The sequence below is a fragment of the Pedococcus sp. P5_B7 genome (assembly GCF_054049895.1).
The window spans coordinates 61542-77038 of sequence record NZ_JBFULM010000009.1 but is presented as its reverse complement, the minus strand read 5'-3'; the positions used below and the strand labels follow the sequence as shown (position 1 = coordinate 77038).

General features: G+C 68.7%; 14 protein-coding genes. 5 read left to right on the top strand and 9 right to left on the bottom strand.

Annotation, left to right across the window (positions count from 1 at the left end; translation table 11 throughout):
• The first annotated feature begins 59 nt into the window (after positions 1–59).
• The 3 genes from ACXJKD_RS19215 to ACXJKD_RS19205 are packed head-to-tail and all read left to right on the top strand — an operon-like array spanning position 60 to position 3870.
• Positions 60–1355 (top strand): hypothetical protein, encoded by a 1296-nt coding sequence (locus ACXJKD_RS19215; protein ID WP_457256522.1) that lies wholly within the window; start codon positions 60–62, stop codon positions 1353–1355.
• The gene (locus tag ACXJKD_RS19210) at positions 1352–1924 is read left to right on the top strand and encodes a hypothetical protein (RefSeq protein ID WP_457256520.1); all 573 of its coding nucleotides are present in this window, start codon (positions 1352–1354) and stop codon (positions 1922–1924) included. Before ACXJKD_RS19215 ends, ACXJKD_RS19210 begins: the two co-directional genes overlap by 4 nt.
• Entirely contained in the window at positions 1921–3870 is a 1950-nt protein-coding gene (locus ACXJKD_RS19205; protein WP_457256519.1) for an AAA family ATPase, read from the top strand. Before ACXJKD_RS19210 ends, ACXJKD_RS19205 begins: the two co-directional genes overlap by 4 nt.
• Positions 3871–4219: 349 nt before the next feature.
• Here ACXJKD_RS19205 and ACXJKD_RS19200 read toward each other — a convergent pair whose 3' ends face one another.
• Complete coding sequence (locus ACXJKD_RS19200) at positions 4220–4693, bottom strand: response regulator (RefSeq protein ID WP_457256518.1); 474 nt, start codon at positions 4691–4693, stop codon at positions 4220–4222.
• A 465-nt stretch (positions 4694–5158) separates the two neighbouring features.
• Between ACXJKD_RS19200 and ACXJKD_RS19195 the strand changes: the two genes are divergently transcribed.
• Entirely contained in the window at positions 5159–5305 is a 147-nt protein-coding gene (locus ACXJKD_RS19195; RefSeq protein WP_457256516.1) for a hypothetical protein, read from the top strand.
• Positions 5306–5401: 96 nt separating this feature from the next.
• Here the strand turns inward: ACXJKD_RS19195 and ACXJKD_RS19190 are convergent, their stop codons facing one another.
• The 8 genes from ACXJKD_RS19190 to ACXJKD_RS19155 form a co-directional block, all read right to left on the bottom strand.
• Positions 5402–6205 (bottom strand): ATP-binding protein, encoded by an 804-nt coding sequence (locus tag ACXJKD_RS19190; RefSeq protein WP_457256515.1) that lies wholly within the window; start codon positions 6203–6205, stop codon positions 5402–5404.
• Between the two features lie 531 nt (positions 6206–6736).
• Positions 6737–8158 (bottom strand): Dyp-type peroxidase, encoded by a 1422-nt coding sequence (locus ACXJKD_RS19185; protein WP_457256514.1) that lies wholly within the window; start codon positions 8156–8158, stop codon positions 6737–6739.
• A gap of 259 nt (positions 8159–8417) precedes the next feature.
• Entirely contained in the window at positions 8418–9902 is a 1485-nt protein-coding gene (locus tag ACXJKD_RS19180; RefSeq protein ID WP_457256512.1) for an ATP-binding protein, read from the bottom strand.
• Positions 9899–11368, bottom strand: coding sequence for an SCO6880 family protein (locus ACXJKD_RS19175; RefSeq protein ID WP_457256511.1), 1470 nt, complete (start codon positions 11366–11368; stop codon positions 9899–9901). The genes ACXJKD_RS19180 and ACXJKD_RS19175 overlap by 4 nt, the downstream gene beginning before the upstream one ends.
• A gap of 9 nt (positions 11369–11377) precedes the next feature.
• Entirely contained in the window at positions 11378–12679 is a 1302-nt protein-coding gene (locus ACXJKD_RS19170; protein WP_457256510.1) for a hypothetical protein, read from the bottom strand.
• Complete coding sequence (locus tag ACXJKD_RS19165; protein WP_457256508.1) at positions 12676–13476, bottom strand: hypothetical protein; 801 nt, start codon at positions 13474–13476, stop codon at positions 12676–12678. The genes ACXJKD_RS19170 and ACXJKD_RS19165 overlap by 4 nt, the downstream gene beginning before the upstream one ends.
• Positions 13473–13757 (bottom strand): DUF6112 family protein, encoded by a 285-nt coding sequence (locus tag ACXJKD_RS19160; protein WP_457256506.1) that lies wholly within the window; start codon positions 13755–13757, stop codon positions 13473–13475. The genes ACXJKD_RS19165 and ACXJKD_RS19160 overlap by 4 nt, the downstream gene beginning before the upstream one ends.
• 87 nt (positions 13758–13844) lie before the next feature.
• Positions 13845–14891 (bottom strand): C40 family peptidase, encoded by a 1047-nt coding sequence (locus tag ACXJKD_RS19155; protein ID WP_457256505.1) that lies wholly within the window; start codon positions 14889–14891, stop codon positions 13845–13847.
• Between the two features lie 102 nt (positions 14892–14993).
• Between ACXJKD_RS19155 and ACXJKD_RS19150 the strand changes: the two genes are divergently transcribed.
• Entirely contained in the window at positions 14994–15491 is a 498-nt protein-coding gene (locus ACXJKD_RS19150) for a hypothetical protein (RefSeq protein WP_457256504.1), read from the top strand.
• Positions 15492–15497: the final 6 nt, after the last annotated feature.

Below are 15497 nucleotides of genomic sequence, written 5' to 3'. Positions count from 1 at the left end.
AGATGGGACTGCTCTAGCGGGGGCGAGTCCGCCTACACCAGGGGAGAAACAGGCAGGTCATGGAGCAGGCCCCGGTCAGTGCCGCCGCGCTGCTGCTCGTGACCGTGCCGCCAGACGACGCGGGAGCGGCCACCGCTGACCGCTATTACTGGCAGGCAATGATGGCCACGGCCGACGTGCTGGCTTTGTACTTCGACGCTCTCGAAGGCGACGGCACGTTGCGAGCTGGAGCGGATTTCGTCGTCGTGTGCGAACACCATGAGGATTGGGCCATCATCCGGGGCTCCGACGCGGAGCTCGTGTCCGGTAAGCACCGCGAGGCCAGCATTCCACCGTTCGGCAGCATGCGGCAACTGCTGCTCGATGGAGGGGCGCTACACCTGTACCAGCGCTGGATGGCTCTGAGCAGGTCGCCGACGTGCCGGCTTGTCACCACGAGTGGTCTGACCGACATGGGGGCCAAGACGGGTCGAGTATGCGAGCGACTCCGCTCGGATCAAAATGCCGCTGACGAAGAGACCGTCGAAGTGATCTCACAGTTCCGCTCAACCGTCGCATCCATTCTGACGGTCGACGGTGTCGTCCCGGAACAGGAGTCGGAAGAAGACGCGCGGCGCTTTCTCGCCGGCCTGAGTCTCCAGGTCGGCGAGCCGAGGCGCGACCAGGTCCCCGACCTTGCCGCGCATCGCTACGGCGCACACGTGGCCGCTCGGCTCGGATCGGCCCATGCTGCCGCTGCCGTTTGGCGAGCGGTTCTCGCGCTTGTCGGGCCGCGCATGCGTGCAGCGGGCGAGCGGGTCGGAGGTCATCTGCCTACGCCGCTCGACATCGTCCATGATGAACCACTGGCGGCTCGACGACTCACGCTCCAGGACGTCGACTTTGCCGTGCGCTTCGCCCTCCGCCATACCGACGGCTACCAGCCCTTGCCGAGACTAATCATGGCCAACCCGATGGCGGTCAAGATGGTCAAAGGTGGATGCTCGGACAACGCAATCGAGCGCGCCGACGACCTGCGACTCCAGTATCGGCGGTACTGGCGGGCGCGACTGGGACAGCCTTCCGTGGTGGACCAGAGGGGAAAGGTGACCGACACCCTCAGACGGGTACTCGACGAAGTGACCGACGATGTCCGGGTCGAGGGTGCTGCCTGGGGGAGCAAGCTGTGGCGGGCCATCGACTCACGATTTCGTGAATTGGATGGGACACCCGAAGCCCATGGGCTCAGTGCGGAACTGATGCTGGGCGGTGTGTCGGATCTCGCCAACCTGTGCCGCGCCTGGTACTCGGATCGATTTGATGCGAAGGGCGCTCTCGCGCAACTCGTCGCCGACAGCGAAGGTGGCGCATCGTGACTTCTGAGTCCGAGCTCGTGGCGCGCCGAGCCGTCCTCGACGACTTGGCCTATCACCAAGCGAGAGTTCTGCTTCTCGTCAACGCGGTAGCGGCCGAACCTGGACATAACCGGAGGTTGGATGGGCTTACGAAGCTTGCCAAGCTGGACTTTCTCGTGCGCTATCCGGCTCTAGCCAGCGTCGTGCTCGACGAGTTGCCCGCCGGCGACAAGCGGATGCACATCGATGAGCACGAGCTAGCAGCGCCGACCGAAGTGGACGATCCGATGACTCGCTACAAGTTCGGACCTTGGGACGACCGGTACTACCCCGTGATTGGTGCCCTCGTTTCTCGCGGCCTTATTCGCTACGTCAAGGGGCGACGGGGAAGTGTCGCTCTTACTGCCACGACCGCCGGCAAGCGCCTTGCTGGCGAGCTGGCAGTTGACCCACTGTGGAGAACGGTGGCGGACCGGTGCCTGGCGGTCGCGCAAGCATCTACGGGGATGAGTGGGAATGCCGTCAAGGAGCGCATCTATGACCGACTGGCGGAGCTGATGGACCGTCCGCACAGACAGGTGATCTCATGACCGTCAGGTTCCGCGTCGACACGCTCCGGCTCGAGACGACGGCCGGGGATGTCACGTACGCCTTCGGGCGCGACCTAACCGTCCTCGCCGGACATACCGGCGTTGGTAAGACCACGCTGCTCGAGATCCTAAAGTTCGCCCTAGGAGGCGACGCGCTTCTGGCGCCCGTAGCGCGTCGCGATCTTGTCGATGTCCATGTCTCGCTGCGCATCGGTGACGCGCGGCTGCAGCTCTCACGGGCGCTCGATCCCGACCGGCGTCGAACGGTGCGTGTCGTCGATCTGGTTACTGCGGAACGACTGCCGGATTGCCAGACGTCGGGTGATGAGCGAACCCTTAACGAGCTGCTCATGACGGCCCTCGGCCTGGAGACGGGCCTAAAGGCTGCCGCGAGAGGTAAGCGCAGCACAAGCGCAGGTGCGCAGATCACGTTCAACGACGTGTTCAAGTACATGTATGTGCCGCAAGCGGAGATGAACCGCGACATCGCGGGGAGCCAAGATGGCTATTACGACCCCAAACGCAAGTCGGTCTTCGAGCTCATGTTCGGCATCACCACTGCAGACATGTTGCAGATGCGCTCTGAGATCAACCTCCTCAAGGGCCAGATTGACGCCGCTGAGCATGACGCGGGAGTCGTCGCCGAGTTCCTAGCGGCGACAGGCCTTACAAGCCGCTTCGAGGCAGAGGCAGCTTTCACTGACGCCCAGAATAGGGAGAGCGAGTCGCGGGCGACCCTTGCCTCGCTTCACGGCCAGGTGAGTAGCGTGATCGACCGCGAGTCTCAGGTTCTCCGGGATCTCCTCACCGACGCCGAACGGGCCCTGGCCGAGGCCCGTGAGCTCAGCACAGAACTCGCCCGCCAACGACAGGAATACGAGGCCGAAGGCCGTCGTATCGCTCAGGACATTGACCGGCTGGCTCGCGCCGAGGCTGCTGGGCTGCGACTGGCCAATATCGAGTTTGTGGTCTGTCCACGATGTACCCAGCGCCTCGACCAGCGCGACGTCCCGTCCGAACAATGCCCTGTTTGTCTCCAAGCCGACGTCATCGAAGGATTACCGGCAGCGAATCAGTACGAAGGCGAGCAGCTCCGCACCCAGCGGGACGAGATCCAGGACCAGTTGCGAATCATTGCCGCGCAAGCGGCGCAGTCCCGCACGGCTGAGGAGAACCGCGCCAGCCTCGTTTCGTCTCTGTCTCGCGAGATTGACGAGAGAACGAGCTCGCGCGTGACGCCTCGGCTCCAGGCGTACGCGGATGCCGCAGCGCGCGCTGAGCGTGCCGCCGCGGAGCAGGAATCCCTTGACCTCACGCTGCGTCAATGGGACCGGGCAGAGGACCTTTCGTTGGCAGCAGACGAGCTCGGTAAGAGACGGGGGCGCCTGCAGAAGGAGCTGCAGACTAAGGAGGGCGCCCTCGAACGCCGAAAAGATGAGCTCTTTGCCGACCTGGATCAAGAGTTCCAGCAGACCGTGTTCGACTTCGGTATCCCAAGCGTGGAGACCGCATCGATAAGCCGCACCACCTACCTTCCGCTCCTCAACGGCGGACCCTTTCAGGAAGCCAGTGCGGGGGGAGGGATCATCACAGCCACTCAGGTTGCCTACTGGCTAACACTACTGACTGTCGCTGGTCGTTGGCGTGACACGAGGCTGCCCGCTTTCCTCGTGCTCGATAGCCCTCGCATCGCCGTGAGCACCTCCGAGGACATCGCTGGGCAGATGTATCGTCGCTTTGTTACCCAGGTCGATGCCACGCCCGGACGGTTTCAGTTCATCGTTGCGGACAACGAGCTGCCAGCTGGGATCAAGCGAGACTTCGATGAGATCGCATTCTCGTACGACGAGCCAACAATAGGAACAATCCCGCACCCGGGTCCGGCCCACGTCAAGGCTTTGGCAGCGGACTTCATACCGTCCAGCGACGGTGGGTCGACCCCGTGATTCGTTCCAGCAGCGGTATACGGGCCGATCTTACGGATCCCGCAATCCAGATGTAGCCCGTGCACCAGCCTGGGCGGAGTGAGCCGCCCTTAGTGGGCGATAGGCAGCGGCTCGGCCTTTGGCCCGGTCGGGGCGGTAGGCCGCGGTCAACGCGCGCACCTTTTGCGACCATCAGTTCAAGACCCTGAAGTATCGGCCCCACTTCCCCGACCGGTCGGCGTGGGGGCTGCGGATTGATCTCACACCCCGAACGTAGGCACACGAAAATCAGCACTTGCATGATGTCGTTGATCGATGACATCTCTTGCGCCGGGGACCTGTCGGGCGCGTCCGTCATGGACCTTGTCCCTCAGTCCGCTGGGTCGGTGATGATCACGCGGGCCGGGGGCGGCAATGGGGGGCGCCCAACGAGGTGGTGCGCGACGAGGGCTGTGATGTGGGCGCTCCTAAACGGTTTCCTCACGTAGTGGTTGGCTCCGGCCAACAAGCCCGCATCGATCTCGAACTGCGACGTAGGTGCACTGAGCAGGATCACCGGAACGTCCGCAAGGTGGCGCTGGCGTCGGATCCACCAGCAGACTTCGATCCCACTGAGACCGGGCAGTTGCACGTCAAGGAGGACCACCCTCGGGTGGAGGTCGGCCAGTATTTGGATGGCCCGTCGTCCGTCCTCAACCATTACGGATGCAAGACCGACCATGCCCACAGCCGCCGACAGTGTGGCCCGAACGTTCGCATCATTGTCGGCGACTAGGGCGCAAGGCTGGCTGGGGGGACGCTGCGTCCCGGCCCCACCCGTTCGCCCGGCGTCAGGGCGGCTCATGGGCCATCAAGGACGAGAGCACCGTTCAGCCCTTTTGCAGTCTGCCCGCGGAGATGCGGCCCCAACGCATTCACAACCTATGGTCCCTAAACAGACTTCACATCACCCGCGGCAACCGGACGTCGTTGTACAACATTCCGTTGCTACTAAAGGCCCGGCTCGAAAGCGCGTCAGATTGTGACTATGTGGAATTAGACAGCGCAGCGACACGGTTACCGTGGGGTACCTCCTTCACCATCGTGTGAAGTGGCTCACACGACGACTCCGCGCACCCGATCCGCGAAAGCACGCTCGACCCCGCAGGCCATCGCGGCTCGAGTGGTCGCAGGGCACCGGGACTCATTGATGCGGCGCGACGAGAGGGCTGTGCTGGTTCGCCGATGATGTCGGTGGGCCGGCCGCGATGGCAAGACGGGCTCCCCGCTGCCGTAAACCGGTTCGCGCGGCCGAATGACGAGCTGCGCCGTGATCAACGCGAGCAAACTTCGACGTACGGCGGTGCGCTGGCTGGTCCTGCACGTGCGCAACGTAGTCGTCAATTTCGACGGAATCTCGGTTCAGTCCGGTGGCGCGCGGGCGCGCCAGGCCGAGCTCTGTCGCTCCGAGGGCTGATTCGCGCCCAGTGCTTGGGTCCAGACGAACCAGACCCCAAGCCCTGTCTGCCGACGGGACTGCGGGGCTGGGCGGCCTTGGACCGTGACCTGCCCTTCAGCGGCTGCGCGAACCGGCCGCTGCGACTCGGGTGTGCGTCCGACCGTCCGGTGAGGCCGCAAGTACGGAGCTGATCGGGTCGTCCGCCCTGGTGGAGGGATCTCGTGGGCGCGTGGGTTCGAACAGCGCGTCGGGCATCGCGACGGTCGCGACCAGCCCCCCGCTCACCAGCCGTCTGTACTGGACGGTCAGCGCGTGCCGGCGGGCGATCTCGCGGGTCACGACGAGACCGACGCCGCGGCCGGTCCTGATGTGATCGGCGCGCCCGGCGAGCATGTCGTTGAGATTGTCCAGAGCGGCGTCTGAGACTGCTGCTCCGCTGTCGCCGACCCTGAGCGTGGCTGGTGCAGTGGTCCCTGATGACGTGGGGCGTTCGCCGCGAACCCACACCCCGCCGGACCGCGAGGACACGGCCAGCGCGTTCTCGAGGAGGTCACCCAGCAGGTGCACGAGGTCGGATGCGACGCGTGTTTGCACGCGGCGGGTGGGGAAGGCGCCAACGGTGACTCGTTGGTAGCCGTTGACTTCCGAAACCGCAGCGCAGACGAGCTCGCTCAGCACCGTCGGCTCGTGAATGCTGCGGATGGTCGGAAGTCCGGCCAGGACGAGTGCGGCATTGCTGTTGCGGCGCAGTTGGGCGGCGAGGTGGTCCAGGCTGAACAGGCCAGCGAGTCGCTGGGGGTCCTCCTCGCGGAGCTGCAGCGCGTCCAGCACTTCATGCTGGCGGTCGACGAGCGCAGCGCCGCGTTCGGCCAGTGACGCGAAGAGGTCCGCGGTCTGCACTGCGCCGTCGCCAGACACGATCCTCAGAGCCTCAAAGACTGGGCGCCTCGCGCATGCAACGCCGGACGCGGGAGCGCCCTCGTGAACTGCCACCACGTACCCCTGCCCCTATCCGCCCGCATGGCTGTTTCATGCTGCTCGACGCGACCTACCGACCAGTGATTCGGGCCACGCGACGATCCCCGTTGAGGAGCGGGCGAAGGCAATGATTGCGGCAGCGAAAGGTAAAGGAACGGTAGGTCCACATTGTGGAGGTGGCTCACCGGCCACGGGCAGGCTGTGCAAACAGCGGGACCGGGGTGGATAGGGGTGTCAACACTGGGCCCAGGTCGAGTGCACGTTTCCTCGATGGCGCGCGCCCCGGCACGGACAACCATGTGCGGTCAGACGTGCCGGCCCACCTCCGGGCGCGGCGGCTCGGTTTTGAGCGTCAACCACACGCGGCAACACGGGTTCGCCAACGACCGAGGCGCCACGGCGTCGCCGGCCATCTCCAGCGTGCCCTGCGCCCGTCGTGGTGCCACGCAGCTGCCGCGGAGCCGGCCACTGTCAGTACGTTGTTGTCGGTGGCACCGTGTTTTCGAACTGGACCACTTCACGGGCACTGGACAGCGTGATCGCCTTGTCGGGACCGGCCGGGATGCCCTCGGCGCCTGCGACCTCGCGAAGCACGAACTGCCCCAACGGTACTTCATCGGACAGAGCGTGCCCCTTACCGTCGGTCGCGAAGGTCCCGCCAACCTGCGCGTTGGTTGCGGTGTCGAAGAGCGCGAACGTGAACCCGGAGAGCTCACCCTTGTGCGGGCCTGCGGTACTGCCGTCGAGCAGTTTCTTGCGTACGGCGACACGACCAGTCTTCGGCTTGCGCGACTTGGGGCTGGGCATGAACATGATGTCGCCGGCGGGGTGGTCGGTCGTGTCCGGCGGGACGAAGAAGAACCCGTGCCGGTTCACCTTGACCAGGCGCAGCAGACGGTCAGGTTGATTCGGACCACCTCGCGGGAATGCGGGGTTAACCATCCACCGGTTGAAGATGACGTCGAACGCATCCAAGGTGGACTGGAACGACGCGAAGTGCAGCCCTTGGACCAGGTGTCCGGCGGCGTCAGGTTCGAAGTACGGCAGGCCCCGACGGAAGATGCGTACCGCGTCGTGGAACTCGCCGCGCGGACCGCTCTTGCGCACGTGGGAGTCGACCGGTGGCAGGTCCCCGGTAAACGGGCCCTCGGTGCGGGCGTTGACCCTTTCTTGCGGAGCCTGGTCGAGCCGGCGGCCCTCCTTCGTGCGGCCGATTATGGCGTCCTGCTCAGCCGCTGGCATCGCAGCCATGGCGGCGACGTCCTGCTGAATCTTCAGGTACGCCAGGTAAGTGCCATCGTGCGCCCACCACGGCTCCTCGGGTAGCTGGTCCTGGTCGATGAACACGACGTCGGGCCGCTGCCTCTTCTCCTCGATGTTGCGGACCCCGTCGCGGTACCCGAACGGCTCGTCGTGGTTTGGGCGCTGGTACCCCCGTTCGAGCGCGACCGCTGCCACAGCCGGATCGGTGGCGACGCGGGCGATGAACCGGGCCGCGCACCCTTCGGACGTGGACACGACGTAGAACACCATGTCGGCCGGGACACCCTGCGAGCCGTCCACAACCGGTGGCGTTCTGAGCCCCGCCGGCACGTGGCTCACGTTGGCGAAGCGGGTGGTCCCGTCAGGCTTGGTGAAGAACGTGCCGGAGAACCCGGTGGCAACGGTCGCAACCCGGTCCGGGCCGAACTTTTGTGCGCGCAGCTGCTCGGTCGCATCCTGCACCGTGGCGAGGAACGATCGCACCGTGGCCTCGTCCAGCTCCGGGCGCAGGCTGATAAAGACGAACTGCCCTGTCGCATTCGGATTCGGCAGGACCGGATCCCTGCTCGGATACGGCAGGACCCCCCGCGCCCGCTTCAGGTCGTCTCGGCTTACGGTCTCCCCAGCCATGTGTCTCTTCTCCTCCATGGGTTTGGCCATTGCGCGTGGGGGCATCTCGTCCCCAGCTGCCAGTGACAGTACGGGCCACCTGCGACATCGTCCGGTCCGGCGACAACCGGCTAGGTGTCCATGAGGCAAACTGTCACCCACCGTCACCACCGCGTGCGCGATGCCGCGGCAGTGGTACGCCCCGACCCGGATCCCCGCGATCCGGGTTCCACGAACCCCTAAGACCACGTAGGCTGGCCGAAGCGAAGTGCGGTCGGGTTCAACGGATTTCGGCCCGAGAAGCCGGGAACCCGTTGCCTTTCAGCGTCATGCGTGCGTCGGTGTTGAAGATCCCGGACTCTCCGGCGGTGGGGGTGTGGCGCACGACGAAGGCGTGGTTACCAACCCGCCAAAGGCCTTCTCCTCGTTGGAGATCGGGGAGCTGGTCGCGTTCGGCGGTGGTGAGCCCGAGCTGGATAGCGGCGTGCGCGGCTTCGCTTACCTCTTGCTGGTAGACGATCTTGGTGGAGCAGTCGGCAAGCAACCCACGTGCGATGGCCCGGGCTGCGGAGCCGTGGTCGCCGACGGCGTCGAGGTCGGAGAGCCGGTGCACGATGAGCAGGTTCGCGATGCCGAGCCCGCGGGAGAGCTTCCACTGCGACTGCATCCGGGCGAGGAGGGCGGGCTGTCGCATGAGTCGCCAGGCTTCGTCGTAGATGACCCAGCGCTGCCCGCCGTGGGGGTCGGCGAGGGCTGCTTCCATCCACGCCGAGGCGCAGGTCATGAGCATGGCGATCATCTGGTCCGATCCCTGCACCCGGGACAGGTCGAGTGTGACCATGGGCAGGGTGGGGTCGAGTTCGACGGTGGAGGGTCCGTCGAACAGGCCCGCCAGGTCACCGGCTACGAGTCGGCGCAGCGCGTGCCCGAGGTGACGGCCGTCGCGCGCGAGCTCGTCGGCCGTAGCGCCGGGTACGGAGACGCAGGGTTCCAGCACGGCCTGAACCACCAGTGGGAGGGTCGGCTCCGCCGCAGCCTGGAGGGCAGAGTGTAGGGCGACGTCGAGGGCGGTGTGTTCGACGGCCTGCAGCAGCCGGCCGAGCGCTGACTCGGCCAGCGACCCGAGCAGGACCCGCCTGCGCAGCGTGGCTTGGTGCCGCCATTCCTCGTCGCTGGCCTGCGAGTTTCGGGGGCCGGGGTCGAGGGGGTTGAGCCGGTGGCGGGTGCCGCCGCCGAGCTGGATGGACGCTCCGCCGACCGCGGCGGCGACCGCAGTCCACTCCCCTTTGGGGTCGCAGGGCACGTACACGCGGCGGCCGAGGGCGATGGAGCGGGTGGCGATCGACTTGGCCAGGAACGACTTGCCCTTGCCGACGACGCCCGCCAGGACGCAGTTGGGGTTGGTGAGTACCCCGTTGCCGTACAGCACCCAGGGGTCGAAGCAGAAGCCGCCGCCGGACCAGGCGTCCTGCCCGATGTAGACGCCCTCCGAGCCGAGCCCTGCTTCGGCGAGGAACGGGTATGCGCCCGCGACCATGTCGGAGGTCGCGCGGTGGGCAGGGAGCCGGAACGGGCGCAGCGACCGGCCCGCCTCCGGTCCGGGCTCACCGCGGGCGGGCAGGTAGGCCACGGCGTCGGCGTCCGTCACCGTCTCGGGCGGCCGAGACTCCGGCCCCTTGCGTACGCGGGGCAGGGTGCCTTGCTTGCTCCGGGGCATACCTCGTCGCTCGCCGGCAGTGGAGTAGAAGGCGGCGGGCCGGGTCATCGGGCGACCTTCCGGGCCAGGGGCAGCGCGGCCGCGGTGAACGCGCGGGCCTGCTGCCCGAGCAGGCGCTGGGTTTCGCAGCCGGACTGGATCGCGGCGCGGGTGATCTCGGCGACCGCCGCCTCGAGCTCGTCCCGGGTGGGGGCGGTGATGGTGAGCATCCCGGTGAACCGGATGTCGGCGTGCCCAGCAACCAGAGCCCGTTCGCGGTCGAGGACGTCGGCGGCCTCGACGGAGTCGGACAGGTCGGCGAGCACACCCATTTTGGCCTTCTGGGCGGCGTCGGTGGCGTACTCGACCTTGGCGCGGCGGATGTCGCGCATGGCCTCCTCGACGGGGACCGGTTCGTAGCTAATCGACAGGGTCTTGCGGATGGCCGGCTGGAAGATGAGGGCGTGCAGGAAGAACGACGGTGCCGCGGTCTGGGGCCATTCTTTGACCCATAGCACGGCGGAGTAGGCGGTGTCGTGCCGCAGGTGGTCCCAGTGCTCGTCGACCGCGACCGGCCCAGCTGCCTCGAGGCGTGCGGGTGTGTGGTCGCCCGCGCCGTAGCGGGGGTCGTAGGCGGTGCGCAGCGTTGCGGCGAGGTCGGGCTCCCCCAGCCAGGTGTCGAGGATGAGGTCGGCGGCGCGCAGGTTGGCCTCCAAGGAGGTCATCTCCTGCTTCAGAAATGCCGCGGCTCCGCGTAGGCCGCGGCCGGACTGCCGGATGTGGGCGCCGGCCTTTCGCAGGTCGAGTGAGAGCGCGACCAGGGTGCGGTGGGTGGCGGCGGCGGGGACGACGGTCGTCATGAGCTGCTCGTACTCCCGCGCCGCCCAGCCGTCGGGATCCCCCGCGCGGTGGGTTTGCCACCAGCCGGTGATCCCGTGACCGGCGTCGGGCAGCGAGATCTCCAGGACCTGGACGCGGGTGCCGCCGGTGGCGGCGAGGTGAGCCAGGGCGCGGGACCAGCCGTGCACCCGGTGGGCCTGCTCGTCCGGTGAGAGCAGCACGAACGCGGGATGTCGCACGAGCGCGACCGCTGTGAGGGTGTGCTGGTGCGGGTCGTGCAGCATCGCGGTGCCGGTGTCGGGGTCGGGCAGGAACCGCAGCGCGGCCGCGTCGCCGGGTAGCGCCAGCGTGCCTGCGGGGCGGGGGTGTTCGGGGCGGGCGCGGTAGCGGGTCTGCCCGGTGCGGGCTCGCCACAGGTAGTGCAGCGCTGTGGGTGCGAGGTCGACGAGGGTCTTGCCGCGCCAGCGGACCAGCGCCGCGGCGGCCGCGCCTGCCCATAGCGGGGCGGTGAGCGCGGCACCGGTGGAGCCGGCCGCGAACAGGGCGACCACGAGCACAGCGACGGAGAGGCCAAGGCACACCAACCGGGGGGCGGAGAGCCCGAGGAGTATGCCGCGCTGGGGCAGCCGGGAGAAGCGGACCGCGGCGGGCGCAGCCGCGTCGCTGGGGCGGGTGTTGGTCAGGGTGTCGGTCATGCTCGTGCCTCACTGTCGAGGGGGCGGCGGCTGGTGCGGTGGCTGAGGCGATGGGCCTGCGTGAGGGTTCGGACCCGTGGGCGGGCTCGACGCGGGCGGTGTCGTGGAGTGGCGGGCGGCGGCTGGCCCGGTTGAGGCCGGGGGCGTGGCCGAGGCTGCGACTCGGCCGGGTTGCTCGCCGGCCCCAACCGGGCGGCTCTGGGCGGATCCGTCGCCGTGGGCCTCGACTGGGCGGGGTGAGTTGTCGAGGGCGCCAGACGCGTGGCCGCGTTTGGCCGGTGCACGGCCGCCGCCTCCGCCGGCCGCCATGCCGAGGGCGACACCGCCTGCGGCCCCGACCCCGGGGACGAGGGCGCGGGCGGTCGAGGTCAGGGCGACGACCTTGCGCGGGGCGCTGATCACGGCGCGGGCGCCGCTGGAGGAGTGGATGGCGCTGACGTGCGCGGCGTGCAGCGCCTCGCCGGCGAAGGTGCAGGTCTTGATCGCGATCCACGGGGCCAGGCCGCCCAGCAACAACACCAGGGCGCCGCCGACCATCTGGGTGGTGGCTTGGGTGGCGCCCCCGGAGGCTTGTCCGGCGCCGTCGAGGACGGCGACCCCGATGGACAGAATGATGACGAGCAGCAGCTTGCAGGCCACCATCGCGACGACGAACTCGATCCAGCGCCGCACCCAGGCTCGGGAGAAGTCCGCGACCGCGCCGGCGAACGCGATCGGCGCGAGCACGGCGGCGACGAGCAGCATCAGCTTGCGGGCGAGCATGGCCGCCCACACGATCACCACCGCGGCCAGGATCACCAGGGACAGCAGCAGCACGGTGGCCGGGTTCCCGGTACTGGACAGACGGACTGCGGTGAGCTTGGCACCTAGACCGGAGATGTTGGTGCCCATGGTGGCCTGGACGACGCCGGCGCTGAGCGCGTCGACCGCGGTCAGCAGGGCTTGGGTGGCTGCCAGGGCGAAGGTGGTGCCGATGGTCGCGACGACGAGTCCGCTCAGGGCGCGGCCGAGGGCGCCGGCTTCGCGGCGGAGCATCCCGCGGATCACCTGGATGACGAACAGGCCCATGCAGATCACGCCGGCGATCGCGCCGGTGATGGCGAGCTCGCGCAGCAGGTCGGGTGAGCGCAGGTCGAGGGTGGTGGCGTGGTCGATCTCCTTCCACAGCCACACGGTGGCGTGCTCGGCGGCGGTGCCGAAGTACCCGGCGATGTGGGTGAACGTCGACGTGGCGGCCGCGTTGGCCTGGTCCGCGACGGCGTTCGAGACCACGCACAGCGGGTTGAGGGTGTTGGGGCCGGTGCAGCTCATGACGCGCTCACCGGGATGGCGGTGTAGGTGATCACCGCGACGACGCCCCAGGTGGGACGAACCGGTGGGCCCTCCAGGTTGAGGCTGGTCGAGACGCTGACGGTCTGCGTCGTGGCGCCGGTCCGCCGGATCACGGTGGCGCTCACCTGCCGGGCGGTGATGCCGGGGTCGGTGATGCGCCCGGCTTGGACGGCGCCGATCCACGCGGTCGGTTCCTGCACCCGCTCGACCGTGACGGTGTCGATGGTTCGGGACGCCCCGAGCCGCGCCCATTCGGCCGCGGACGGTACCGGCGCGGGGCCGTCGGTCGCGTCGGTGACGGACCAGACGGCGAACCGGTCACGCAGATGGTCCGGCACGAGCCCGATGACGAGCGGTTCGGTGGTGGTGGCTGACTCGGCCTGCACCCAACGCAGGTGCTCCTCGCGTGGCCTGGTGTAGTCCCGGGTCAGGAGGCGGCGGAGAAACTCGGCGGCGTACAGGTCCGGCTGCTGGGCGGCGGCGCCGGTGATGCGGGTGGCGGCCGGGGCGGCCGGGTAGCGCGGTGTTCTGGCGATGGCCGCCACGGCGTCGTCGACCTCCCGCCCCGAGGCAGGCGGCGGAACCCCGCGGTCAGGCGTGGGGCGCGGCGCACTCGGGACAGGCGCCGGAACTACGCGGTCAACGCTGTCCGAGGTGCTGTGGTTGCGGGTGAGCAGACCGGTGACCGCGACCACGACGGCCAGCAGGCTCACCACGGAACCCACGTAGAGGCGGCGGCGCGAGTGCCGGCTGCGCGGCATACCGAGGTGTCTCATCGGATCGAGGCTCCGGCGTTGTTGAAGAAGGTGACGATCGTGTTGGCGGCGCCGATCAGCAGGGCCGCACCGCCGGCCACCAGGACGCCGGACTTGCCCTTGCCCGCCACGTGCGGGTTGGACGAGTGCGCGCCGATCGCCCACGCGGAGGCGGAGATCGCGACCCCGGCGACCGCGGCGACCAGGCCGAAGGTGAGCAGGGCGCCGACGATGGACTCCAGCGCGGCCAGGCCCGGCAGGCCGGTGGTGTTGGGTTGGATGTCGATGGTGGGTGCCGACATGGCGTTGCCTTTCGCAGCTGCGGCGGGCCGTTCCCGCGCACGTATCTGGTGTACGGGCCGCTCGGGGCACCATCGGTCGGCGCCCGTTCACGCGACGTGCCGGACCGTGGAGACGCCGCCGGAGACGTACGAGGACAGACTCACGACCTTGACCACGTCCCCGGTCTGCGGGGCCTCCACGACCCGACCGTCGCCGATGTACATGCCGACGTGACCCGGGGCGGCAGTGGTGCCGTCGCTGCCGGGGGTCAGGATCAGGTCCCCGGGGGCGAGGCGGTCCAGCGTGGTGGGGGTGCCGTCGTTCACCTGCTCGTAGGTGGTGCGCCCGATCGTCACCCCGGCGGTTCGCCAGGCCGTGCTGGTCAGGCCCGAGCAGTCGTATGCCGCGGGGCCGGTCGCTCCCCACACGTACGGTTTGCCGAGCTGCGCCAGTGCGAACGTGACCGCGACCCTCGCAGATGGGGAGGTATCGGCGGGGAGGGTGTAGCCGGGCGGCAGGCCTACCGGAACCGTGTCGGCGGGGCTGGCGCCGCAGTCCGGCGAGGTGGCCACGATGGCGTCGACAATGCTCGCGGCGCGCTGGGCGTGGGCCAGGTAGTTGCCGCCGACGACGTCGGACCAGCCGTTGACCTCGGTGGGCGTGCCGGTCCAGGCGGAGCGCTGCACCCGCTGGGCCGCGACCCACGGATCTGTCTGCTGCCAGCCCGGCAGGGCCAAAAGGGCGTCGAGGAACAGGTTGGTCGAGGCGACCGGGTCCATCCGCTGGGTGGCGGTCCCCCACCCGGGACGCTGCTGGAACAGGCCCAGAGAGTCGTGGTCGTACCCCAGTCCTTGGTTGGGCAGCGTGGTGCCGTCGGGGTCGTGGGGGTTGCCCAGGATCAGCAGGCTCGACTCGGTCATGGCGGTCATCACCGCGATCACCGCGCCCTGGTGCCCGGCGCGGGTCGACGCCGCGGCAGCGACGGTGCGGGCGTTCTGCGCCTGGACGTCGCTGAGCCCGGCCACCGGGCCGGTGCCGGCGCACACCGGCACCGGTGCCGCCTGGGGCGGCGCACCCGCGACCGCGGTCAGGCCCACAACCCCCACCGCGACGGCACCGGCGGCCAACGTGGCAGCAACGCGCAGAGGTGTCATGGCCGGTGTACGGCCGCGACGGGGCACCATCCGTCCGGTGGGGTTGCGCTGTCGTGACGGTGCGAGACAGTGTCAGGAAGCCACAACCGCCAGGGAGGTGCAATGCGAACCAGGCTCCGAGCCAGCAAGCCCGCCTCCGCGCACGGCCCGGCAGGGCAGGTCGCGGCGGCCGACGCTTGCGCCTTCGCCCTCGAGCTGGGCGGCCTGCGGGCACCCGAGCACGTCGACGTCATGGGGCTCGGCATCGTCCTCGAGGCCGGCGAGCACGCTCACCGCACCGCCTGGAGTTGGGTGCGGTGGCGCGTCGACGGGCAGTGGAGCCCAGCCCTGTGGTGCCACGTCGTCGTCACCGACCACCGGCTGCTGGTGCGGCTGCCCGACGGCACCCTCCGCTCGCAATGGTGGTCGACCCTGGTCGGGTTCGAGGCGGACCTGGTCGCCGGCCATGTGATCCTCGACTACGGAGACGGCCGGCCCCGGCTCTTCTCCGGACCGCAGGCCGCGGTGCTCGCGGTCGCCGGTGTCGCCATGCTGTACGGGCCCGAGGCGCTCGTCTCCCACCCCGCACTGGATCCGATCCGCTCAACCGTGGCGCCCTGAGCGCAC